The organism is Lysinibacillus sp. OF-1 (assembly GCF_028356935.1).
Taxonomy (GTDB): Bacteria; Bacillota; Bacilli; order Bacillales_A; family Planococcaceae; genus Lysinibacillus; species Lysinibacillus fusiformis_D.
This window is the reverse complement of sequence record NZ_CP102798.1, coordinates 4231637-4254792: the sequence shown is the minus strand read 5'-3', so window position 1 is coordinate 4254792 and position 23156 is coordinate 4231637. Positions and strand designations below refer to the sequence as shown.

Below are 23156 nucleotides of genomic sequence, written 5' to 3'. Positions count from 1 at the left end.
GATGCGGTTCACTATGAACAGGCTCTCTTCCTTTTTATTTTTATAAAATAGGCGTTAATAAACGTGAAATGGATTCTTTAAATTTAATAAGTGCTGAGCGGTTTTTATACATTTCCCATGTTAATTCTGTACAATCAAAAATATCCTTTTCAAATAGCTCTGCAAGTTGGTGCGATATGTTTGCATCATAGATGAAGGCATTGACTTCAAAATTCAGACTGAAACTTCGGACATCGATATTAGCTGTTCCGACAGTCGATGCCTCGTCATCAATAATAATGGTTTTGGCATGGATAAAGCCTTTTTCATAAATGTAGACTTTCGCTCCTGCACGTAATAACTGACCGGCATAGGAATAAGTAGCCCAATAAACGAACATATGGTCAGGTTTGTTAGGAATCATAATGCGCACATCAATGCCCGACAATGTTGCGATTTTAATGGCGTCTAAGAAGCTTACATCTGGGATAAAATAAGGTGTTTGAATATAAATATATTTTTTCGCCATATTAATAAGTTTTAAATAACCAATCTTAATTTGTTCCCAGTCTGAGTCTGGTCCACTTGAAACAATCTGTAAGCCAACATCACCCTTTTGCGGGATAGCAGGGAAGTAGCGATCAGAGTAGCCCATTTTCTGCTGTGCACTTGCTTGATTCCAATCGAGTAAAAAGCGAGTTTGCAGTGGATGCACCGCACTTCCTTCAATTCGCAAGTGAGTGTCTCTCCAATAACCGAATTTTTTTTGTAGCCCAAGATATTCATCACCGACATTAAAGCCACCAATATAGCCAATTCGACCATCAATGACAACAATTTTACGGTGATTCCTAAAATTTAGACGGGGATTGAGAAGTGGCAAAATGGATGGGAAGAAAACTTCTACTTCACCTCCAGCATTCAGCAATTCTTTAAAATGACGCTTTTTTACATTACGTGAGCCCATCTCATCATAGAGTAGACGTACCTTGACACCTTGTTTTGCTTTTTTAATCAGTGCATTCACGATACGTGTACCTAAGTCATCTAGACGGAAAATATAATACTGAATGTGGATATGATCTTTAGCTGCTTCAATATCTTTTAGGAGTTGTTCAAATTTATTGGCACCATCATCGAAAATATCTAAATGGTTGTCTTGTGTTAATACCGCATTGTTTGTTCTAAGGTGCATATAAATCATTTCTTGATAATTTTCTGCGTTTGCAATGCGAAACTCAAATGTTTCACTGCGAATGGCTTCCATTTGATAGCTAATGAGGTTATCTATCCCGATATCCTTACGCCCTTCCCAACGAAATAAATGCTTTCTTCGTAACTGCCTTCCAAGTAATAAGTACAAAATAAATCCAACTAATGGCAAGAAAAATAATACAAGAATCCATGCCCATGTAGAGGTAGCATCTTTACGTTCTAAAAAAATGATGGTCATGGCTAATAAAATATTAAAAAACAAGGTTAAAGGGACTAAATATTCTATGTCTGTAAAAATGCTCATTCCTACACCTGCCTTTACTATTGTTAACAACATACATAAGTATAGCCTACTTCAAAAGAAGAAAGAAGATATGAAATCTAGCTAGGTAGGAAAAGGATTATCTCTTCGATTTGTAAGGGATAATCCGCATGTTTTCGTTAGTAATTTTCCCATTGAAATAAAATATCGGAAAAATCCTTTTGAAGAAGCTTTTCTCGGTTAATAAAAAACTTGCCAACACCGCAATCTGCCCACATAATTCCTAATTCATCATGAGAGTCAATTTGTAATAATAAGACATTATAGCGCTGAAGTAGCAAGGACTCTTGATGAATATCCTCATTTAAATAATAAGCATAGCCACCAATTTTAGCTCCCGCTCCTAGGAAGTGTTGCAAATAAATCTCTTGCACATCATCCATTTGGGAGGATAGGAGGAAGGGAAGGTGACGTTGTGCTCGATAATCTAGTGCAGAAATGGGTTCCTGTGTTAGCTGAAATTGTAAAGCTAATTCCTGACGAATAGGGAAGCCATCTAATGTAGTCGGTATAGAAAAGTGTGCCTGTTGAGAGTGGGCTGCACTGTCATTGACAGTTGGATAAAATCTTACTTTATAAAATTGCTGAAAAATGTCTTCGTAATAATTGACAGTAGTAGTTTTAAAAGTATTGGCTGAAATAAAAAACTGCAGTAATCCCCTTGAAGGAAAACCTAGTAGTGGTGGGATTTCGGCAAAATTAATTTGAGCTAATAATCTCATTGGCTCCCCTGTTAAATCTTTTGGATAGGTTTGAAAAGAGGGGAGATAGGGTTCGCCAGCAAATTTACTTTCAGTTAACGTAGTTGAACGTTGGTATGGCTGAATAATGATTGTTGAAAGTAGCGTGTCTTCGATTTCTGAGCGAAAAGCTTCTAGCTCTTTAGGAAGTAAAAAATTTGTTGCTTTGTTCATGCAAACCCTCCGAATATCTCTCTAGGTCTTTAAAGTATAACAAGTTACGGTATAGTGAGAATCTATTCAAAACGCAATGATTTACTGGAAGCCTTATAGATAAAAATCAAACTTATCGAAAGAATGGCTATTGCTGCCGATATATAGTACCCGAGACTTGCTTGCATCGTAAATAACCAAGTGAAAAATAGTGGACCAAGAATACGTCCTAAGTTATCCATTGAATAGGAAAGACCTGCGGCAGTTCCATATTGTCCTCCAGATTCTTTCGAGGAGAGCGATACCACACACGTTCTAGCAAGTGCATTACCAGCTGTAAAGACACATAGGGCTAGACCAGCGATAAAAAGATTAGCTGTGAGTGTGAATAATAGCATACCGATTGCTGTTACAATTTGAGCACCGATTAACCATGTTGTTTCGCTGCCATTTTTTATACGTCGAACAACGCCACCTTGAATGGCTGCATCAACGAAACCACTAAACATAAATAAATATCCAATTTGTAATGGTGTAATATGAATCTTTTCGATTTGGAATAGTTGGAAAGTAGCCTCAACACCCGCTAGCATAAAGGTTACTAAAAATGAAAACATAAATAAGTAACGCACACGGTACTGTAGCATCTTGCTAGCGCCTTTTGGTACAATAGCACGTTTAGTTGAATCTTTCCGTTTTTCAGGTTCTTTTAAGACGAAACTTGCATAAATAAATAATAGTGCAATTAATGATGCGGATGCGATAAATGGTAATTGCAAACTATAATGGCCTAGCACCCCACCGATTGCTGGACCAAAAATAAAACCAAGACCAATGGACATGCCCATAAAGCCCATATATTTATTACGATCCTCTTCACTGGACATATCTGCGATAAATCCTGTTACTGCTGTATACAATGCTCCTGAGAATAAACCACCTACAATGCGTGAGACATACAAAATAGCTAGGTTATCTATAAATAATGAAAAAATAACAAAACTAAGGCTAAAACCAACCAGACCTGTTAAGATTAGTTGTTTACGACCTATCTTATCTGATAGCATGCCCCAAAATGGTGCTGTAAAGAAACTTGCAAGTGAATATACGGTTAGTAAACCACCGACGTGGAGATCATTCCAATTTTGCTGCACAATCACCTCAGGTAAGACAGGAATAATAATGCCAAATCCTAGGTAAACGAGAAATTGAACAGACATCAATAATAAAATTGCCTTTTTCATACAGTTCCCTGCTTTCATACAATATTTCACTATGTACATTCTACCCTTCTTGCTCTTACGATGACAAGAATTCGGATGGAGAAACATGGTGGAGATAGTTATTAATTGAAGATGAATAAAATATAGTGATTGTGGTTATTTTATAAGTGTTTGGTGGTATAAATAATTTACAATGTAACAAAAATGAAAAATTTTATATGTAAGTTAAATGGTATGATAAATTTGTCAGACATCTTACTCGTAGAAAAATGAAACTTTTTTGTTCCCTAAAACGTTATATAAAATCGAGGAAAGATTGAGGTGGAATGTATGAGGAAAGAAGTAGATTTGAAAAAGATTGTTTCGAATTTATCTAAGTTGGGTGTAACAGCCACTGTAACAAAGTCTCGACTAGAACTTTTAAAAGTGCTAACACCACCAACGCAGACTCCGCAAGTTCAAGCTTAACTCGTTTACAATAGGAAAAGGGAAGTCTCAATGCGCGAGACTTCCCTTTTTCTATATTTATTCATCTTCATCATGTGTCGTAAACATGTACGTTCGATAATGGAACCGCATACTAAAGACTAGCCCAATGGCTAAAGCATTGCCCATTAAAGAACTTCCTCCGTAACTAATGAACGGAAGCGGGATACCTGTAATTGGTAATAACTGAATAGTCATGCCTATATTTTCGAAGACGTGGAAAGTAATCATGGCAATGATACCTGCACAAACATATGTTGAGAATGGATCTTTCAATAAGAGCGTTGTCTTTGTTAAGTGATAAATTAATAAGAAGAAAACACAAATAACAATACTAGCGCCAATAAATCCCCATTCTTCACCGATAACAGTAAAAATGAAATCGGTATGGTTTTCTGCTACATATACCTCTCGATTTCGGAACCCCTTACCAAAGATCTCTCCTGACCCAATAGCATTTAACGATGTTATTAAATGATAGCCTTCGCTAGATGAATAGGAATAGGGGTCTAGCCAAGAATAAATTCGAGCAAATTGATAAGCCTTTAAGCCGAACGTTTTTTCTAGGAAATCCTGCATATAAAGTGCCATCCACAGTAGGGTGCCACCTGCTACCACTCCACCTAAAAAGGTCGGTAGAATGATTTTCCAAGAAATTCCGGCTACGATGATAAGAGCAGCAGTAATCGCAAAGAATACAAGAGCAGAACCAAGGTCAGGCTGCTTCATAATGATAGCCAATGGTATGATGAGTGTGATACCAATTTTCCCTAGTAGTAGGAAGTCCGTTTTTACTGATTTTAACGAATAAACTTCATGATGCTTACTGATTAGTCGTGCTAGTGCTAAAATGTAAAAAGTTTTCATAAACTCAGAAGGCTGAATATTTCCAATCGGCGTATGATACCAGCTTTTAGCACCATTAACGGGTGCACCGATTTGACCTTCTCCTTCAGGCATAAAAATAAGCAGTACCAATAAGGCAATCCCTGCTCCATACATATACCATGACATTTTTTTATATTGATCTGGCTCAAAAAACATGACGATGCCAATAATTACTGCACCAATAACATACCATTGCATTTGTTTAGGTACGTAGTTAATGCCATATTGACCCGATGTCTGGGCAGATGCAATAGCTAACAAACTGATGACTAGAAAAGTGAAAAGAATAAAAGCGAGGGTCCAGTCAAAACGGTTTGCGAAATTTCGTTTATTTTCCATAAAAGCCACCTAAATTAAAATAGTATCTCAATATGAGTAAATATGATGCGAATCTTCCAATTTCGTTTATAATTGTTCAAAGAAGAGAGCTATTGACCAGTAGAGTGTATGAGATAACTCATATCTATTGATAAGCTTGCAACTTGCTTTGAACATTGTCAATGGAATTTTCAGCAATACTTGTACTCATTGAGTAATCTTAAATTAATATGCAAATGCATGTTTAACATTCCTATTATAACGCAAAAAATACTTTTATGCCTGTGCATATAGTTGGGACGACAATTAACATAAAATGTTTCAAAAAAATCATGTTTAGACTTATAATGTAGTGAAGAATGGGGTGATGGTTGTGGCTAAAAAATTAAAGTCAGCTGATGATTTTATGTATCATATTTATGTCCATATGAATGATGTAGATAAATTTGTCATTTTTAGCGGGTTAAAATTCCCGCAATTTGTGGCTGCACTTGAACCACTGCATCACTTACTGTTATTAAAACATTCCTATGAAGACGGTTCTTTTAATATGCATACACAATTTGAATATGTCTTGGAAGATGAAGTTCCTCGTTTTGTGAAAAAATCAGCAGAGTCAAAGGAATTGTGTTGGGTTGATTTTATGGACGAAAAGAGGCTAGATCATTTGACACCAATGGAACAAGGAGAATTGCTTTACATAAGTCATAAAAAAGAACCGATTACGTCTGCATTTTTTAACAAATTACAAAATAGATTTGTCTATTATTCTTCAGATCAAGAGAAGATGACAAAAATTTATTTTCGTCATTTAAGTGATTCGGATTTATTGGTTGCCAATGTATTTAATAGCCTAATTCGTGAAAAGGAACGGAGTACTGGTTTTTGGCGTCGAAAAGTAAAGGCGAGTATTCCATCTATATCGCCCGATTTTTTACGATCTTACCGATCCTTTGCTAAGGACGGAGCGTTACTATCTTTGTACAGAATTGAAAAGCCAAAGGTAGCCTATGGCATAGAAGTTCGCAACCTATCAGAGTATTCATTTCCTGATGAAGTTTGGGATGACTTAAATACGATCCTGAAAACGGAACATGATGAATTAATTTATATTATTTAATCTTCATATCAGTAACGATTTTTGCGATTAAGCGACTATCAAATGAAGATCAGTTGTTGGCAGATATGCTGAATTTTGAATTGAGCCTAGACAATTTAAAAATTAGATGCAACTAAGGCATAATCGATGAAATGTCAAAATCTCACCGTCAAAAATTACGGTGAGATTTTTATGTCATTTGTCAAGACGTTTCATGATAAACTAATAGTACTCAAGAAGTATGTGGAGGGCACAAAAATGAAAAAAAGAATCGGTTTATTATACGGCGGAAAGTCAGCGGAGCATGAGGTGTCATTATCGACAGCTCGTGCAGTTACTGGAGCTTTGAATTTCGAGGAGTATGAAGTATATCCGATTTTCATTACATCTGACGGGGAATGGCGACGTGGAGAACGTTTGGAAAAACCTGTAAGTGCAATAGAAGAATTACAATTTGGTGATAATGCCACAATTTTAGAAAATAATATTACTGATTTTTTAATCGATGAAAAAGGCAATGCGGTGCAGTTTGATGTTATTTTCCCATTGTTACATGGAACAAATGGTGAGGATGGAACTGTGCAAGGATTACTGGAAGTACTGAATTTACCATATGTAGGAAACGGTGTATTAGCATCTTCAGCTGGTATGGATAAAGTGGTGATGAAGCAATTATTTGAAATTGCAGGCTTACCACAAGTGCCCTATACGTACTTTATTCGTAGTGAGTGGAAAAACGAGCAACAGACCATCATTGAACGATGTGAACAGGGCTTGAGTTGGCCGATGTTTGTGAAGCCTGCAAACTTAGGTTCAAGCGTTGGGATTAGCAAAGCAACTAATCGTGAGGAATTAATAAAAGCAATTGAGATTGCTCTGCAATATGATCGTAAAATTGTTGTAGAACAAGGTATTATGGCTCGCGAAGTTGAACTAGCTGTGTTAGGTAATGATTATCCTGAAGTTTCGGTACCAGGCGAAATTAAACCAGTCACTGAATTTTATGATTATGACTCGAAGTATAAGGACGGTTCTACAGCCCTTATTATTCCAGCGGAGCTACCAGTGGAAACTGTGACAAGCTTAAAGGAATTAGCAAAACGTGCATTTAAAGCAATAGATGGTAGCGGTTTAGTTCGTGCCGACTTTTTTGTAACGGCTGAAAATAGCGTTTACATCAATGAAGTGAATACAATGCCTGGTTTCACGCCTGTAAGTATGTACCCATTATTATGGCAACATACAAATGTGAGCTATCCAGAGCTGATTGACCGTCTCATTAAGCTAGCAATCGAACGTTACGAAGAAAAACAACAGCTTCACTATAAAAAAGACTGAGTGGGATTATTGTGAAAAAAACATTAAAACAATTAGCTGCATGGTTAAATGAGGATATGGCGGCTTTTGGTGATACCGTTGTATCAGGAATTTCTATCGATACAAGAACAATTCAACAGGGAGATTTATTTGTGCCATTTCGTGGCGAGCAAACAAATGGGCATCAGTTTGTTGTTCAAGCATTTGAGAAAGGCGCGGGAGCTTCTCTCTGGCAAAAAGATGAACCAAATCCTCCAGAAGGTTATCCTTTACTATTTGTGGATGACTCAGAAGTGGCTTTACAGGAAATGGCAAGAGCCTACCGTAATGAACATAAGGCGAAATTTATCGGCATTACAGGTTCAAATGGTAAGACATCCACAAAGGATATTTTAGCGGGTACACTTGCGCCATTTTTTAAAGTACAAAAGACTATTGGGAACTTTAATAATCAATTAGGGTTACCTATTACAATTTTACAGCTTGATGAAAATACAGATGTTGCTGTTCTTGAAATGGGTATGAGTGGTTTTGGTGAAATTGAATTTTTAACGAAGCTTGCTCGTCCACATATGACGGTTATTACAAATATCGGCGAGGCTCATATGCAGGATTTAGGGTCACGAGCAGGTATAGCAAAAGCAAAATTTGAAATTATTCAAGGGATGCAGCCTGATGGTCTATTATTCTATGATGGTGATGAACCGCTGCTCCAAGAATTGGTGGCCAAGGAACAGCACTTACAAGCAGTGCCGTTCGGATTAGAGCCAGGTAATCTTTTATACGCTGAAAATATTCATGCTAATGCGGATGGCAGTCACTTTACTACGCATGGAATCATTGAAGGCGACTTCTTTATTTCAGTTCTTGGTAAGCATCAAGTAAAAAATACATTAGTGGCGATGTTAATTTCTCATAAGCTAGGTTTAAACAATGAACAAATTCGTACATCCTTAGAGCATGTAGTCTTAACAGATATGAGGATGCAACAAGTACAAGGAACAAATGGAGCACTATTTATCAACGATGCCTATAATGCAGCACCAACCTCGGTGAAGGCTGCTATTCAATTTATGGCTTCCTCTACAATTCGACCTGAAAAATGGCTTGTGTTAGGAGATATGCTGGAGCTTGGACCGAATGAGCAAAGTTTTCACGAAGGGCTAGCAGCATATATAAATGAGCATGAAATTGATTATCTCTGCTTATTTGGCCCTCGGATGGCATATCTTTATCAAGTATTAAAAGAGCGCTTTGAGAAAGAACGTTTACTGTATGTAGCAGATGATTATACGGCTATTATTGAAAAGCTAAAACTAGCGAATGAATCATCTATTGTTTTACTTAAAGGCTCGCGTGGTATGAAATTAGAGACGATCTTAAATGCATTTACGTCACAGTAACCAATGAATCGGTGGGATTAGGCTCACCGATTTATTCATTGTTAAACGAGGTGAGGACGTTGTCAGTAGGTGTACTATGTATTCATGGATTTTCAGGTGGACCTTATGAAGTGGAGCCATTCACAACATACTTACGGGCACAGACAAATTGGCTAATTGTAGAGCCGACGTTGTCAGGGCATGGAGAAGAATTACAAATGAGTGGTTTTACAGCGAAGCATTGGTTAATGGATGCCGAGCTTGCCTATCGATCATTAGCTAAAAAAGTAGATGAGGTAATCGTCGTTGGTTTTTCAATGGGGGGAATCATAGCATTATATTTAGCTAAACGTTATAAAGTAAAAAAACTCGTATTATTAAGTGCTGCTGCAAAGTATGTCAGTCCCAAACAGTTAGTCAATGATTTCAAAGTGCTTGCTACAGAGGCTTATCACCGTAATTTGACGAATAACGAACTTTTTTTACGATACCATCATAAATTTAACAATGTGCCTTTAGCATCCACAATAGAATTTATGAAGCTGGTTAGAATGGTGGAACCTTATTATCAACATATTCAAATTCCTGTTTATATCGTGCAAGGGAAATTGGACGGAATAGTGCCCTATCATACGGCGCAATTCCTTTTTGATAAATTAGCCTCGAAAGATAAAAATTTGTATTTTTCTGATAATGGCAAGCATCATATATGTTTTGAGGAAGATTGTTCTGAATGGTTTCCAAGGGTTTTAACGTTTTTAAGGGATAAATAAAGTAGTCAGATTATTACGACTCATGCGTTATCGTTGCATAGGATTTAAAGCCATGTTAGACTAGTGTAAGCAATGGATACATTTTGTGCGAAGACTCTTCATATTTGGTTGAAGGGTACTTTTTTTTGAACACAACGGTTTTATTCTAAAGTGAATAATTACGACAGAATCGAACCGCTCGGTAAAGACCGGGCTTTCCTTTTCATATAAGAGAGCTCTATATGGACTATCATGTAGAGAAAATTTTTAAGTAACGGAAACGTTCCACTACACAGGCTCGAATTTGCCGACAACTTCATCTGAAAATGTAACCATTTGTCAACTTAAAAGGAAAAAAAGGAGATTGAGAAGTTTGACAAATTTTTCAGAATTAAATATTAGCGAATCTACATTACGCTCAGTAAAGCGTATGGGATTTGAAGAAGCAACACCAATCCAAGAAGGTACTATTCGTTTTGCGATTGAAGGCCGTGATGTATTAGGTCAAGCACAAACAGGTACTGGTAAAACTGCCGCTTTCGGGATTCCACTAATTGAGAAAATTGATCCAAAAAACCCTAATATTCAGGCGTTAGTTATTGCTCCAACTCGTGAGTTAGCGATTCAAGTTTCAGAAGAGCTATATAAAATTGGCTATGACAAGCGCGTAAAATTATTATCAGTATACGGAGGTCAAGAAATTGGCCGTCAAATTCGTGCACTGAAAAATAGACCTCAAATCATTGTTGGTACACCAGGACGTATTATTGATCATATTAATCGTCGTACGTTAAAATTAGAAGATGTTCAAACATTAGTATTGGATGAAGCAGATGAAATGTTAAACATGGGCTTTATCGATGATATTAATTCAATCTTAGAAAACGTGCCTTCTGAACGTCAAACATTACTGTTCTCAGCAACAATGCCACCAGCAATCCGTAAAATTGCAGAAACATTTATGCGTGATCCAGAAATTGTGAAAATTAAAGCAAAAGAATTAACAGTTGATAATATCGATCAATATTTTGTTAAGTCTGCTGAACGTGAAAAATTTGATGTTTTATCTCGTTTATTAAACGTTCACCAACCAGAGCTTGCTATTATTTTTGGTCGTACAAAACGTCGTGTAGATGAGCTTGCACAGGCCCTATCTATTCGTGGCTATTTAGCTGAGGGTATTCATGGTGATTTAAGCCAGGCGAAGCGTATCTCCGTATTACGCCAGTTTAAAGAAAATAAAATCGATATCCTTGTTGCGACGGACGTTGCCGCTCGTGGACTTGATATTTCTGGTGTAACACACGTTTATAACTTTGATATTCCTCAAGATCCTGAATCTTATGTTCACCGTATTGGACGTACAGGTCGTGCGGGTAAATCAGGTCTTGCCATAACATTTGTAACACCTCGTGAAATGGGTTACTTACGTATTGTGGAAGAAACAACGAAAAAACGTATGACACCTCTTCGCCCACCAACAACTGATGAAGCATTAGAGGGTCAACAACGTTTAGCTGTGGAAACACTGGAAAATCTTATTGCTAATAACAATTTAGGTGATTACCGCACACTTGCAGCGGAAGTACTAGATAATCATGAAGCAATTGACGTTGTTGCAGCTGCTCTACGTTCATTAACGAGAGAGCCAGACGATACACCAGTAACAATCACAGAAGAGCGTCCATTACCAATGCGTCGTGAGCGTTCTAGCAGTAACCGTAGTGGCGGTGATCGTGGCCGTGGTAACCGTAGCTTTGGTGGCGGACGTCGTGACGGCGCTCGCAGTGGAGAACGTCGCAATAGCGGTAGCAGTAGCCGTCGAGAAGGCGGACGCCGTGAGGGAGGTCGTAGAGAAGGTGGACAAGGTCGTTCTCGCTCTCCACGACGTCACGAAGGTTAATTTTAACCGAATACACTAATTCTTTATGATAAACCTTACAGTCATAGTGGCTGTAAGGTTTTTTTTCAGCTATAGTTGAAACAAAAAGGTGAGTAAATCCGTATACACCTAATGAAGAAAGAGAGGGGAACGATATTGAGAGCACAGCCGATTCATCAAATATCCCGAAAAGGGTTAACTGTGTGGCGTTTATATGGTGTCATACAAACATTGGTGTTATTCATTGTAGCGGGGCTAGTAAGCTACGGTACATATTATTTTGAATGGCCGTCATTTATTTACTTCATAGCTGGGGCAATTGTAGTTCTAAGTGCAATACTATCCATTTTTGTATTCCCGAAAATAAGATGGGAACGATGGCGTTATGAGGTTCGTGAGCATGAAATCGAAGTACAACATGGTTTATTTGTTGTGAAACGTACATTAATACCAATGGTACGTGTTCAACATGTTGATACAACACAAGGACCGATTTTGAAAAAATACGACTTAGGTAATATTTCAATTTCAACAGCAGCAACTGTACATACGATTCCTGCGCTTGTTATGGACGAAGCAGATATACTTCGTGCTCGCATCTCTGATTTAGCAAGGGTGGCGGAAGATGATGTCTAAAGAAATTAATCGTTTACATCCAGTATCTGCAGTTATTACGAGCGTTAAAGCATTAAAAAGTATGATATTACCAATTGCCATTATTATCATAGGAAACGGCTTTAATTTTTCTTTGAATTTTCATAGCGATCATTTTTTTGATACCATTTTACTTTTTGGTGTCTGGGGAGGTGCGGCACTTCTTGCACTTATTGGGGGCATCATAAAATGGCGGACATTTGTTTATTGGTTTGAAGACGGGGAGTTACGCATAAAGTATGGATTGTTTGTTAAAAAGAAGCGTTATATTCCTTTTGAACGTATACAAAGCTTAAATTATAACGAGGGTATTTTTCATCGCATTTTTGGTTTAGTGAAAGTTCAGGTTGAAACAGCAGGTAGTAAGGGAGGTAAACCTGAGGTCGAACTGACAGCAATCCGTAAAGCGGCAGCAGATGTTATTGAATTAGAAATGCGTCGGGCTAAAAATGGGGTAGATCAACAACAAGATCAGGAAGAAATCCAAGTGATAGAGGAAGCTGTCTCCATTCCAACGATTTACCATATGTCCATACGTGATTTACTCGTTTTAGCAACAACATCTGGTGGGATCGGTGTCGTACTATCAGGTCTTGCAGCAATTGCTTCACAGTTTTCCGATATTATTCCTTATGAAACAGTATTTCATGAACTAGCTGATTTTGTGAAAGTCGGTGCATTTTTAGTCGCTTTAACAGCGATGTTCGTTTTAATTGTAGCTTGGGTTGTATCAGTGGTCATCACACTGATTAATTACTATGATTATACAGTCCGAATTGAAGAAGAAAAATTGATTATCACCAAGGGACTTTTAGAGAAAAAGCGTATTACTTTACCGCTGAATCGAATTCAAGCCATTCGTATTGTTGAAAACCCTTTGCGTCAATTAACAGGCTTTGCAACGGTGGTCGTTGAAAGCGCTGGAGGTAACGGTGAAGATGGGAATGATAAAAAGATTACTTTGTTTCCACTCATTAAGAAGCAGGATTGTTTGCACACATTAGAGCAGCTTTTCCCAGATATGAATTGGCATCCTTCGTTTATTCGATCACCAAAAAGAGCAAGACCATTCTTCTATCGAATTGATTTTATTTGGCTAGTTCCAATTATGGGTGCATGTAGTTATTACTTTTATCCGTATGGACTGTTGTCATTACTGTTAATTCCGTTAACAATCCTAATCGGAATATGGCAGCATAAAACAGCAGGCTATCAAATTGATGGAAAGCAACTGGCTATGCAGTATCGAGTATTTAGTCGTATTACATTGATTGTGGAGAAAAAGCGAATTCAATCCATTCAAAGTACACAATCTTACTTTCAAAAAAGAAAAAATGTTATGTCTATAAAAGCAACAGTCATGTCTGGAGCAACTGGTACAACGGGAAGTGTATCAAGCTTAGAGCAACAGGATGCAGAAACAATCTTAACTTGGTATGAACATTAATGAACTAAAAAGCTAATCCTTTCAATTTTATGGGAGGATTAGCTTCATAGTGTTGAAAAACAAAAACATTTATATAGAATTTTTTCGAAAGGTGAAAATGGATTACTGTTGCAGGCTACTTGCTTTCCTGTGGGCGAGTGCCGAGCCGCTTCCTCCGTGCAGGGGCTCGCCTGTCTCGCTATCCCACGGGAGTCAAGTAGCCTTCCACTCCAATCCATGAAAATGGTACCTTTTTAGAAAGGTTTTCTAATAAAGTGAAGTATTCACTACTCTTTATGGAGGGGTGTTGCCACTCATCACTTCTCCACATCGAACATAAGAGGCCATCCTTTCTCCAATCATACAAATAATGAGCTATTTTATTTACTACGGCTCATCGGACGCTCCCTGGAAAGAACGCTAACGGAAGGGAAATTAACTCCTAGCCTTTCGAAATGGCTGTTTCTGCCATTGATATCACCTTTTTTCAACAACATGAAGCTAATCCTTTCAATTTTATGGAAGGATTAGCTTTTTTAACTATAAATATATGTGAATGCTGTTTATAATAAAATAAATAGAACAAAAGGGGTGGGGGACTTTGTTTAAATATGATATTAATGAAAGCGCTTATTTAAAGCTATTAGACTTGAGTGATGTAGATGAATTATTTGCTTTAACTGACCGTTCAAGGAATACATTACGTGAATGGCTGCCATTTGTAGATAGTGTTAAAACTGTAGAAGATACAGAGCAATTCGTCAAAAAGGCTATGCAACAATATGCTGATCATAATGGTATACAAGCAGGGATTTACTATGATGGAGAGCTTGCAGGCGTAATTGGCTATCATCAAATCAACTGGCAGCATAAATGGACAAGCATTGGCTACTGGCTAGGAAATGAGTTTGTGGGGAAGGGGCTCGTAACAAATTCAATGAAAGCATTGATTGATTATGCTTTTAATTATTTAATGTTAAATCGTATTGAAGTACGTGTAGCGGTAGGGAATATTCGCAGTCGTACAATTCCCAAAGTATTGGGCTTCCATGAAGAAGGGCGTTTAAGGGATGCAGAGTGGCTTTATGATCATCATGTTGACCAAGTTGTTTATGGCTTAACCGCCGCTGAATGGAAAAAGGTTAAGATGGCAAATGAGGCCACTGTGATTTTATAGCATGTATTCGTTCTAATGAAAAAGGAGCAACTCCATGATTGAGCTGCTCCTCTTTTAAGTTTTATGGTCTACCCGACATCTTTTGTTTACGCCAGCTTAAAATTCTTTTTGGGTGTAAATAGACAAGTCCAAGAATGAAACCTGTTACTAAACCGCCTAAATGTGCATAAACATTCACATTTGGTTGAAGAAATGTCATGATGACACTTATGATGATGATTGGTAAGATGAGCTTACGAAGCATTGGCATTGTACGACGTGTATAGTAAACTAATGCCCCAAAAGCACCAAAAATTCCAAAAATAGCCCCACTTGCACCAAGACTCGCATAACTACTATCATAGAAGATATAGGTTGCCATGTTGCCTACAATACCTGAAACCAAATAAATTGTGATGAAGCGTGCTTTACCTGCGATTTTTTCAAGCTCTGGACCAAAGAGATATAAGGAAAACATATTAAAAAACATATGCATAAATCCTGCATGTAAAAACATTGCGGAAAAGACACGCCACCATTCACCATTTTGAATCAGGAAATTTGCTTGGATTCCGTAATTCCACAAGAGTGTTCCGATGCCGGGTATAAGAGACAATACATAAAGCGTTAAGTTAATTGCTATTAAAGTTGAAACAATAGGGTAATACTTTGTATATTGCTTAAAATTTTCTGTTCTACTAAACATGGCTCCACCTCAATTTACAATTATTATACATGCCTTGTTGGAAATAGGTAAAGGAGAAGGTCACATGATTAAGGGAATTGGTCTCGATATTGTAGAAATAGATCGTATTGAAAAAGCCATGAAACGTACAGATAAATTTAAAGATCGTATTTTAACAGTTAAGGAAAAAAAATTATTTGACGGTCATTCAGAAACTCGTAAAATAGAATTTTTGGCAGGGCGATTTGCTGCTAAAGAAGCATTTTCGAAAGCGCTAGGAACAGGCCTTGGGGAACAATGTAAGCTTCATGATATGGAGATATTAAGAGGAGAGGCTGGCAATCCCGTCTTATATTTTAAGGAAGAGCTTGTCAATGGATTTGTTAGTATTACGCATTCTAAACAATATGCGGCTGCTCAAGTAATCTTATTAGAATAGTACTTAACTTGTCTAAAAGGTTGGCTTATAAATTTAAATATATTGCCCTTTCTTCAAATGACATAACTGACAAATACGGTTCATATATTGTCGTAGTGGATTTGAAAGAAGAAAGGGTGAAAGCGTGGGCAACCGTATAGTTAAATGGCTCGTCTTACTTTGTACGATATTACTTCTGTCGGCATGTGGTGCAGCCTCACAGGAAAAAGTGTTGAAGAAAGTGAATGGTAAATGGGCAGAAACAAATGGTTATGAGTTAAATGCATCGATGGAGATTAAATCTGGTGGTGAGCCAAGAAATTATGATGTGACAGTATGGCATACAAAACCTGATTTCTATCGAGTAGAAGTAGTCGAAAGTGGGAAAGATGTTTCTCAAATGATTGTGCGTAATGCTGATGGCGTTTTTGTAGTAACACCGACATTAAACAAAATGTATAAATTCCAAAGTGACTGGCCAAAGAAAAATAGTCAGGCTTACTTAATTGGAGCGCTAGCAGAAGATTTAGCAGAAGATAAAAATCTTGTCATGAAAGAAGAAGAAAAAGCATATATATTTGAAGCGGCTACTAGAAATAGCTATAAAAATAGTATGCCTCATCAAGTCATTACGGTAGATAAGAAAACTTTATTGCCAACCTCTGTAGCGATTATGAATGATGTGAAGGAAGAGCAAATTCGTATCACCTTTAAGAAAATAAAATTAGGTGTGCAACATGCTGCAAAAGAGTATGCTGTTGAACAATTCACTGATAAAGATAGCACGAAAGGTGAACAAGCTACACCTGCTGACAAAGAGGGGCAAGAAGGAAAAGATGAAAAAGAAGCAGTTGGTGCAGAAGTTGAATATCAAGAATTCCAAACACATTATCCTGTTCTAAATTGGGCACAATTAGCGAATGAAAAAGTTGTGCAAGAAAATGGTATGGAACGTGTTATCCTAACTTTCGATGGTGAAAAGGCATTTACAGTTATGCAGCAACCAGTAACAAAGGAAAATTCAATGTTACCAGTATCGTCACCTGGTGATCCAGTTGACTTAGGCTATACAATAGGAGCTATTACAGATACATCGATTAGTTGGGAAAAAGATGGTGTTGAATTCTTTGTAGCTTCAAGCAAGTTGACGCGAGAAGAGATGATTGAAGTTGCTACATCTATGACGATAAGTAGTATGAAGTAACTTTGCTAGCTACAGCTTTCAGGAATATGAAAGCTGTAGCTTATTGACAATATGAAATAAGATCTCACTGTTTAGAAAATGTTAAGTTATTTCCTTTAAAGTGAGAGTTCTGGAGAATGGAACAATAACATTGTGTGGACAAGCTAAATAGACGTACTAGAACAAATGTATGTCATACATAGTGTTTTAATTAAAAATAAAGAGGGTATTCTTATGAAGACACAGCAGTATTTTCGACCAACCAAAGCAATGATAGACTTGCAAGCAATCCAACAGAACGTTAAAAATTTAAAAGAATTTTTACAACCTAATGTTCAAATTATTGCTGTAGTAAAGGCAAATGCGTACGGCCATGGAGATGTAGCCGTTGCACGGGCGGCACTTGAGGCTGGTGCCACAATACTTGCAGTGGCAACGCCCGACGAAGCATTACATATACGAGCACATTTTGAAGAACCAGACATACTAATATTAGGTGCATCTCCTGTTTCCTTTGCTCCTTATGCAGCACAACAGCGTATTATTCTTACAGCATTTGCTAGTGATTGGATTCAACAAGCAGCTCCTCTTTTAGTGAATGAAGAACTTCCTTTGCGTCTACATATAAAAGTAGATAGTGGAATGGGGAGACTAGGCATTCGCTCAGAGCAAGAGCTAGTAGAACTATACGAAACCATACAGTCTACAGCTAATGTGGAGCTAGATGGCATATTCACTCACTTTGCGACAGCGGATGAAGAAAATTCGACACATTTTAATCAGCAAGTGCAGTTTTTTGAGAAGTGTTTATCAGTCATGCCTTTAAAGCCGCGACTTGTTCATGCATCTAATACGGCAGCTTCATTAGTGAAAAATTCACACCTACAGTATGATGCTGTTCGATATGGGATATCGCTGTATGGATTATCTCCTTCTCCCTATGTGGAAAGCATTTTACCATTCCCACTAAAGCCTGCCTTCTCGCTTGAGAGTGAACTTGTTCATGTGAAGCAAATTAAAGCAGGTGAATCAGTTGGCTATGGCGCTACGTTTACTGCTCAGACGGAGACGTGGATAGGAACTATTCCGATTGGCTATGCAGATGGCGTAATTCGTAAGTTAGGTGGACAAGAAGTATTGGTTGATGGACAGAAAGTGCCGATTGTTGGACGAATTTGTATGGACCAATGTATGGTTGTGCTACCAAAAGCATATGCTATAGGTGAGAAGGTAACACTCATTGGTCAACAAGGACAGCATGTGATTTCCATCGATGAGTGGGCTACAAAGCTTGAAACAATTAATTATGAAATACCATGCATTATAACAGCAAGAGTTCCTAGAATATACTTTTAATGAACCTTCATTAGAATTAGTTACTGATACACAGTACACATTCTCTCAATAGCATTCACTGTAATGTAATGAGCAACATTCCAATGTAAAAGTTGAATTTGGTAAATAAATTAGCACTGGAGAACTTATTTCTTTTCCAAACATAAAGTAACTCATATTTGGAAGAACATTGCAATAATAATTATTCAGCATATACCTTCGACAACCAACATATTTTTACAATTTGTACTTCAAATTGTCAGATATTTTGTCATTTCATGTCTTTTCAACAATATCTTTCAATGATAGAATGAGAAGTAATGAAAAAGTGTATGGTTCCGTTGGAGGTGCTTGCTGTGTACGAGAAAAAGTTAAGAGAAGCTACAATTGCTGTTCAAGACAGACTATTTCTACAAACAAAGGAAGTAATTGAAGGTGAATCTTTTGTGCGTACTTTGGCGCGCAAAAATTTAATGCAGGAGCAACCAAATCAAATACGGGAAGCTATGATTAAAGGATATGTTGAAATGTCTCATATTAATTTAATGATTGCAAGTGAATGCTTGCATGCAGAATATGAAGCACAGCATATGGTGGAGCGTCTCGTTAGCGGGGGATGACACTTTGAATGTAAAACGTGGTGACGTTTTTTTTGCAGACTTATCACCGGTAATAGGTTCTGAACAAGGAGGCACTAGACCGGTGCTGATTATTCAAAATGATATTGGCAATCGATTTAGTCCGACTGTCATCATCGCAGCTATCACTGCACAGATTCAAAAGGCAAAGTTACCGACACACGTTGAAATCAATGCTGAAAAGTATGGTTTTGAACGTGATTCGGTTATTTTGCTAGAACAGGTGCGGACAATTGATAAGTCAAGATTGACGGATCGTATTACGCAACTTGATCATGCTGTGATGGAAAAAGTTGATGGAGCGTTGATGATTAGTTTAGGTCTAGTTAAATTTTGATATACATATGTGTATAGAAGCATCGAGATAATAAAATCTCGGTGCTTTTTTTGTTCTCTATCGATAATTTGAATTTACTATTTATCTTGATTCAGCTGGCCAACTCTCCATAAAAGTTCAATTTTGTTAGATAAAACCTCTGGCAGAAGTCACAAATTTTGAAGAAAAGTTTTTCGAGCAGCTTCAATAAATCGGAGCTAAATTCCGTTGAGGCGTAATTGATAAATAGTACAAAAAGCTTTAAGATATATTCAAGATTTTTAATAAAAATAGATTTTTGAAAAAATTCTTAAAAGGTATATGAAAATTTACATAGAATATTCCATTAATAGAGGTTATGAAGTTTAATTTAAGTCCAGCAGGTCGAACTATAGTGTAAGAGTATAACACTGTAAGGAAATGGAGGGACAGCAGTGACATGTAAGTCTTCGGTTGAAATTATTACAGAGTGGGATATTGTGGCAGCAAGACAACTGGGGCGTAATGAAGCAAGAGCACTTGGATTTGGCACTGTTGATCAAGCTCGTATAACCACAGCAATTAGTGAATTAGCACGAAATATATATTTATATGCGAATATAGGGACGATTGAAATTGAAAGGGTTGAGATAGATCATGAAAAGAAAATAGTCGTTATTGCAACAGATAAAGGACCTGGGATTCAAAATGTTCGCAAAGTAATGGAGGATGGTTATTCTACTTCAGGAGGGCTAGGAGCTGGTTTACCAGGTGTTAAACGATTGATGGACAGTTTAGATATTCAATCTGTCATGGGAGTGGGTACAACAATAAGGGCGGAAAAATGGTTGCGTTAGGACGTGAAGAAATTGAAACAATTAGAAGCTCAGTATAAAAAAATATTATCAGATTATATGGTCAGCCAAACTGAAAGAAATTTATATATTGCTCAAAATTTCACGCGTCAGTTAATTCAAAAAAATATATCTCCAGAGGATGTTGTTAGTATTCATAAAAATGCTGTTGAACAAATATTTCCTGATCAAATGAGTGAATCACAGCCAGCCTATGATTTTCTTATTGAAGTGATGGTTCATTATGGGATGGCACATAGAGAGCATCAAAGCTTACTTCAAAAGCAAGCTGAATACGAGATGGAAATGAAAATTGCGACAAACATTCAAAAAACGCTATTAAAAACATATGTGCCGCAGCTAGAAAGTATTGATATAGGAATGATTTCAGTTCCTATTCGTAGAATGAATGGTGATTATGTACATTTTTTTCATGATGGTGAAGAATATTTAAGTGTGGCAGTGACAGATGTTGTCGGCAAGGGAGTTCCTGCTGCGTTATGTATGTCGATGGTGAAATATGGGCTTGAAACATTAGGATATGCATATAAAGATCCTTCCTATGTTTTAGAAGTCATTAACAGGGTAATTGAAAAAGGTGTGGACGACAGTATGTTTGTTTCTATGTTTTATGGATGCTTAGATGTACAACACAATATCTTTTCTTATGCCTCGGCAGGTCATGAGCCAGCGTTACACTATATTGCCAAGGACGATCGATTCTATTCTTTGGAGGCTAAAGGCTTATTACTCGGTGTTTTACCTGAAACAAAATATTCGTTTCATGACATTGTTTTAGAGGACAATGATTTAATTATTATGATGACCGATGGTGTGACTGAATTTAGAGCACAGGAAGACTTGAATTCTAGAGAGGTTATTACAACTTTAATAAAACAAAATAGACATTTAACAGCCCAGCAGTTGTGCCAACTTCTTTATAAGGAAATAGAGAAAGCTCAGAATTTTAAACTATCGGATGATTTTACTGTCGTTATTTTAAAAAAATAGGTTTAATTATTAATAAAATAGGGAATAGACAATAGTCTAACAAATATGGTGGAGGTGTGCTATATGGACGTAACGATATATTTTAAAGAGATTGATCATAAATTATTTGGTTTTGTTGAAGGGGAAATCGATACATTTACCGCGTCTGGTTTAAGAGAGGAATTAGAAGCGGTAAAGATTACAGACGGATTAGAAATTGAACTTGATTTATCAAAAGTAAATTACATGGACAGTACAGGTCTTGGGATATTTGTTGCCTTTTATAAAAGAGCATTACGTGAAAATGGCAAAGTGAAGCTAGTTGGTTTATCGAATAGATTGCAAAGATTGTTTGAAATTACGGGTCTAAGTGATTTGATGGATATTGAAACTGATAAAAAGGTGGAATTAAAATAATGAAGGAATTTGACTATATTGAAATTAGAGTTCCTGCTAAACCGCAATTTGTCAGTGTCATTCGATTAACTGTCTCGGGCTTAGCTAGTAGGATTGGCTTTAGTTATGATGATATCGAAGATTTAAAAATTGCTGCAAGTGAGGCTGTGACAAATGTTGTTCACCATGCTTATAAGGATGAAGAAGAAGGTGAAATTGTCATCGGGTGTGCTTTGTATGACAATAAAATGGAAATGATGATTGCGGATTATGGCAACAGCTTTAATTTCGAAGAGATCAAGTCTAAGATTGGACCGTATCATCCTGAGGAAAGTATTGCAGGGCTAAGAGAAGGTGGCTTAGGACTTTATTTAATGGAAACTTTGATGGATGAGGTGATGATCAATAACGATGGTGGCGTAACTGTCTTCATGACAAAGTATGTCGCTAGAGAGCAGGTGGAAAAAAATGTCGAAAGAATCACTACATAAATCTTCATCCAAGGAAGATATACTAAAGTGGATTGAATTGTACCAGTCAACGGAGGATGATGAAGCGCAAACAAAATTAGTGATTCATTATCGATATCTAGTTGAGTCAATAGCTCGTAAATATTCGAATGGTAAATCTTATTATGATGATATTGTTCAAGTAGGGATGCTGGGATTGTTAGGTGCAATCAGACGTTTTGATCCGAATGTTGGTCGTAGTTTTGAAGCATTTGCTGTGCCAACGATTGTTGGAGAAATCAAGCGTTTTTTACGTGATAAAACATGGGATGTTCATGTGCCTAGACGAATAAAAGAATTAGGACCGAGAATCAAATCAACAGTGGAGGCGCTGACGATTGAATTGCAGCGTTCTCCTTCTATTCAAGATATTGCTGAGCGATTAGAAGTAGCCGAAGAAGAGGTATTGGAAGCGATGGAAATGAGCCGTAGCTATCAGGCTCTTTCTATGGATCATTCGATAGAGTCAGATTCAGATGGCAGTACAGTCACCTTATTTGATATTTTGGGTAGGGAAGACGATGGTTATGAAATGACTAATAAACGCATGATTGTTTCAGAGGCGCTTGTTGTGTTAAATGAAAGGGAAAAACAAATTATTCAGCTTACATATTTAGAGCAACTTAGTCAAAAAGAAGCTGGAGAACGATTAGGAATTTCTCAAATGCATGTATCTCGAATACAAAGGAAAGCAATAAAGAAATTACAAGAGGCTATTCTAGCAAGTGGCGGTGTTTCGCTCTAATCTTTCTTTGGGTGTTTTATGTGTTAAACACTTATAAATGGATGAAGATAGTCTACTCATATTCGTCTGAGTAGACTATCTTTTTGCATTTTTAGTAAAGTGTAATGGTAAAATGA

The 23156-nt window shown here is 37.1% G+C and carries 24 protein-coding genes; 19 read left to right on the top strand and 5 right to left on the bottom strand.

The window, feature by feature from the left end; genetic code table 11:
* Window positions 1–40 precede the first annotated feature (40 nt).
* The 3 genes from cls to NV349_RS20820 form a co-directional block, all read right to left on the bottom strand.
* Window positions 41–1498 carry a cardiolipin synthase gene (cls, locus tag NV349_RS20830; RefSeq protein ID WP_036119229.1) on the bottom strand — a complete coding sequence of 486 codons (1458 nt, stop codon included), beginning with the start codon at window positions 1496–1498 and terminating at the stop codon, window positions 41–43.
* Window positions 1499–1635: 137 nt separating this feature from the next.
* Complete coding sequence (locus NV349_RS20825; RefSeq protein WP_036119169.1) at window positions 1636–2430, bottom strand: YwqG family protein; 795 nt, start codon at window positions 2428–2430, stop codon at window positions 1636–1638.
* A gap of 62 nt (window positions 2431–2492) precedes the next feature.
* On the bottom strand, window positions 2493–3653 hold the full coding sequence (locus NV349_RS20820; protein ID WP_058844749.1) for an MFS transporter: 1161 nt from the start codon (window positions 3651–3653) through the stop codon (window positions 2493–2495).
* 309 nt (window positions 3654–3962) lie between these two features.
* Here NV349_RS20820 and NV349_RS20815 point away from each other — a divergent pair, with 309 nt between their 5' ends.
* On the top strand, window positions 3963–4100 hold the full coding sequence (locus NV349_RS20815; RefSeq protein ID WP_164908744.1) for an Lmo0850 family protein: 138 nt from the start codon (window positions 3963–3965) through the stop codon (window positions 4098–4100).
* Window positions 4101–4157: 57 nt separating this feature from the next.
* Here the strand turns inward: NV349_RS20815 and NV349_RS20810 are convergent, their stop codons facing one another.
* Complete coding sequence (locus NV349_RS20810; RefSeq protein WP_036119166.1) at window positions 4158–5345, bottom strand: FtsW/RodA/SpoVE family cell cycle protein; 1188 nt, start codon at window positions 5343–5345, stop codon at window positions 4158–4160.
* A 346-nt stretch (window positions 5346–5691) separates the two neighbouring features.
* Here NV349_RS20810 and NV349_RS20805 point away from each other — a divergent pair, with 346 nt between their 5' ends.
* The 8 genes from NV349_RS20805 to NV349_RS20770 all read left to right on the top strand — a co-directional run bounded on the left by NV349_RS20805 (window position 5692) and on the right by NV349_RS20770 (window position 15013).
* Window positions 5692–6444 carry a hypothetical protein gene (locus NV349_RS20805; protein WP_036119163.1) on the top strand — a complete coding sequence of 251 codons (753 nt, stop codon included), beginning with the start codon at window positions 5692–5694 and terminating at the stop codon, window positions 6442–6444.
* A gap of 237 nt (window positions 6445–6681) precedes the next feature.
* Window positions 6682–7761, top strand: coding sequence for a D-alanine--D-alanine ligase (locus NV349_RS20800; protein ID WP_101966904.1), 1080 nt, complete (start codon window positions 6682–6684; stop codon window positions 7759–7761).
* 11 nt (window positions 7762–7772) lie between these two features.
* The gene (locus NV349_RS20795) at window positions 7773–9143 is read left to right on the top strand and encodes a UDP-N-acetylmuramoyl-tripeptide--D-alanyl-D-alanine ligase (RefSeq protein ID WP_036119153.1); all 1371 of its coding nucleotides are present in this window, start codon (window positions 7773–7775) and stop codon (window positions 9141–9143) included.
* A gap of 59 nt (window positions 9144–9202) precedes the next feature.
* Window positions 9203–9895 (top strand): alpha/beta hydrolase, encoded by a 693-nt coding sequence (locus NV349_RS20790; RefSeq protein WP_089934464.1) that lies wholly within the window; start codon window positions 9203–9205, stop codon window positions 9893–9895.
* 352 nt (window positions 9896–10247) lie between these two features.
* On the top strand, window positions 10248–11777 hold the full coding sequence (locus tag NV349_RS20785) for a degradosome RNA helicase CshA (RefSeq protein WP_089934467.1): 1530 nt from the start codon (window positions 10248–10250) through the stop codon (window positions 11775–11777).
* A gap of 135 nt (window positions 11778–11912) precedes the next feature.
* Window positions 11913–12392, top strand: a complete 480-nt coding sequence (locus NV349_RS20780) for a PH domain-containing protein (protein WP_089934468.1) — start codon at window positions 11913–11915, stop codon at window positions 12390–12392.
* Window positions 12385–13857 carry a PH domain-containing protein gene (locus NV349_RS20775; protein WP_089934470.1) on the top strand — a complete coding sequence of 491 codons (1473 nt, stop codon included), beginning with the start codon at window positions 12385–12387 and terminating at the stop codon, window positions 13855–13857. The genes NV349_RS20780 and NV349_RS20775 overlap by 8 nt, the downstream gene beginning before the upstream one ends.
* Before the next feature lie 580 nt (window positions 13858–14437).
* Complete coding sequence (locus tag NV349_RS20770) at window positions 14438–15013, top strand: GNAT family N-acetyltransferase (RefSeq protein ID WP_271911119.1); 576 nt, start codon at window positions 14438–14440, stop codon at window positions 15011–15013.
* A 61-nt stretch (window positions 15014–15074) separates the two neighbouring features.
* On the opposite strand, the gene NV349_RS20765 is transcribed toward NV349_RS20770, so the two are convergent.
* Window positions 15075–15698, bottom strand: coding sequence for a rhomboid family intramembrane serine protease (locus tag NV349_RS20765; protein WP_271911118.1), 624 nt, complete (start codon window positions 15696–15698; stop codon window positions 15075–15077).
* A gap of 64 nt (window positions 15699–15762) precedes the next feature.
* On the opposite strand from NV349_RS20765, the gene acpS reads away from it, so the two are divergent.
* The 10 genes from acpS to sigB all read left to right on the top strand — a co-directional run bounded on the left by acpS (window position 15763) and on the right by sigB (window position 23040).
* On the top strand, window positions 15763–16116 hold the full coding sequence (gene acpS, locus NV349_RS20760) for a holo-ACP synthase (RefSeq protein ID WP_036119125.1): 354 nt from the start codon (window positions 15763–15765) through the stop codon (window positions 16114–16116).
* A 124-nt stretch (window positions 16117–16240) separates the two neighbouring features.
* On the top strand, window positions 16241–17299 hold the full coding sequence (locus NV349_RS20755; protein WP_036119122.1) for a LolA family protein: 1059 nt from the start codon (window positions 16241–16243) through the stop codon (window positions 17297–17299).
* 213 nt (window positions 17300–17512) lie between these two features.
* Window positions 17513–18634 (top strand): alanine racemase, encoded by a 1122-nt coding sequence (gene alr, locus NV349_RS20750; RefSeq protein WP_271911115.1) that lies wholly within the window; start codon window positions 17513–17515, stop codon window positions 18632–18634.
* A 335-nt stretch (window positions 18635–18969) separates the two neighbouring features.
* A complete protein-coding gene (locus NV349_RS20745; RefSeq protein WP_036119113.1) occupies window positions 18970–19233 on the top strand; it encodes a hypothetical protein in 264 nt (87 codons plus the stop codon).
* Between the two features lie 4 nt (window positions 19234–19237).
* A complete protein-coding gene (locus NV349_RS20740; RefSeq protein ID WP_004232054.1) occupies window positions 19238–19588 on the top strand; it encodes a type II toxin-antitoxin system PemK/MazF family toxin in 351 nt (116 codons plus the stop codon).
* Between the two features lie 413 nt (window positions 19589–20001).
* The gene (locus NV349_RS20735) at window positions 20002–20403 is read left to right on the top strand and encodes an anti-sigma regulatory factor (RefSeq protein ID WP_036119108.1); all 402 of its coding nucleotides are present in this window, start codon (window positions 20002–20004) and stop codon (window positions 20401–20403) included.
* 57 nt (window positions 20404–20460) lie between these two features.
* Window positions 20461–21411, top strand: coding sequence for a PP2C family protein-serine/threonine phosphatase (locus NV349_RS20730; RefSeq protein WP_371327986.1), 951 nt, complete (start codon window positions 20461–20463; stop codon window positions 21409–21411).
* A 63-nt stretch (window positions 21412–21474) separates the two neighbouring features.
* On the top strand, window positions 21475–21807 hold the full coding sequence (locus NV349_RS20725; protein ID WP_036119101.1) for an STAS domain-containing protein: 333 nt from the start codon (window positions 21475–21477) through the stop codon (window positions 21805–21807).
* Window positions 21807–22277: an anti-sigma B factor RsbW gene (gene rsbW / locus NV349_RS20720; protein ID WP_036119099.1), complete on the top strand. Its 471-nt coding sequence runs from the start codon at window positions 21807–21809 to the stop codon at window positions 22275–22277. The genes NV349_RS20725 and rsbW overlap by 1 nt, the downstream gene beginning before the upstream one ends.
* On the top strand, window positions 22255–23040 hold the full coding sequence (gene sigB / locus NV349_RS20715) for an RNA polymerase sigma factor SigB (protein ID WP_036119097.1): 786 nt from the start codon (window positions 22255–22257) through the stop codon (window positions 23038–23040). Before rsbW ends, sigB begins: the two co-directional genes overlap by 23 nt.
* Window positions 23041–23156 lie beyond the last annotated feature (116 nt).

Excerpts from the sequence above, each read along its gene's own strand:
- cls (WP_036119229.1), bottom strand. The coding sequence starts at position 1,498 with ATGAGCATTTTTACAGACATAGAATATTTAGTCCCTTTAACCTTGTTT.
- NV349_RS20825 (WP_036119169.1), bottom strand. The coding sequence starts at position 2,430 with ATGAACAAAGCAACAAATTTTTTACTTCCTAAAGAGCTAGAAGCTTTT.
- NV349_RS20820 (WP_058844749.1), bottom strand. The coding sequence starts at position 3,653 with ATGAAAAAGGCAATTTTATTATTGATGTCTGTTCAATTTCTCGTTTAC.
- NV349_RS20815 (WP_164908744.1), top strand. The coding sequence starts at position 3,963 with ATGAGGAAAGAAGTAGATTTGAAAAAGATTGTTTCGAATTTATCTAAG.
- NV349_RS20810 (WP_036119166.1), bottom strand. The coding sequence starts at position 5,345 with ATGGAAAATAAACGAAATTTCGCAAACCGTTTTGACTGGACCCTCGCT.
- NV349_RS20805 (WP_036119163.1), top strand. The coding sequence starts at position 5,692 with ATGGTTGTGGCTAAAAAATTAAAGTCAGCTGATGATTTTATGTATCAT.
- NV349_RS20800 (WP_101966904.1), top strand. The coding sequence starts at position 6,682 with ATGAAAAAAAGAATCGGTTTATTATACGGCGGAAAGTCAGCGGAGCAT.
- NV349_RS20775 (WP_089934470.1), top strand. The coding sequence starts at position 12,385 with ATGTCTAAAGAAATTAATCGTTTACATCCAGTATCTGCAGTTATTACG.
- NV349_RS20765 (WP_271911118.1), bottom strand. The coding sequence starts at position 15,698 with ATGTTTAGTAGAACAGAAAATTTTAAGCAATATACAAAGTATTACCCT.
- acpS (WP_036119125.1), top strand. The coding sequence starts at position 15,763 with ATGATTAAGGGAATTGGTCTCGATATTGTAGAAATAGATCGTATTGAA.
- alr (WP_271911115.1), top strand. The coding sequence starts at position 17,513 with ATGAAGACACAGCAGTATTTTCGACCAACCAAAGCAATGATAGACTTG.
- NV349_RS20730 (WP_371327986.1), top strand. The coding sequence starts at position 20,461 with ATGGTCAGCCAAACTGAAAGAAATTTATATATTGCTCAAAATTTCACG.
- NV349_RS20725 (WP_036119101.1), top strand. The coding sequence starts at position 21,475 with ATGGACGTAACGATATATTTTAAAGAGATTGATCATAAATTATTTGGT.
- rsbW (WP_036119099.1), top strand. The coding sequence starts at position 21,807 with ATGAAGGAATTTGACTATATTGAAATTAGAGTTCCTGCTAAACCGCAA.
- sigB (WP_036119097.1), top strand. The coding sequence starts at position 22,255 with ATGTCGAAAGAATCACTACATAAATCTTCATCCAAGGAAGATATACTA.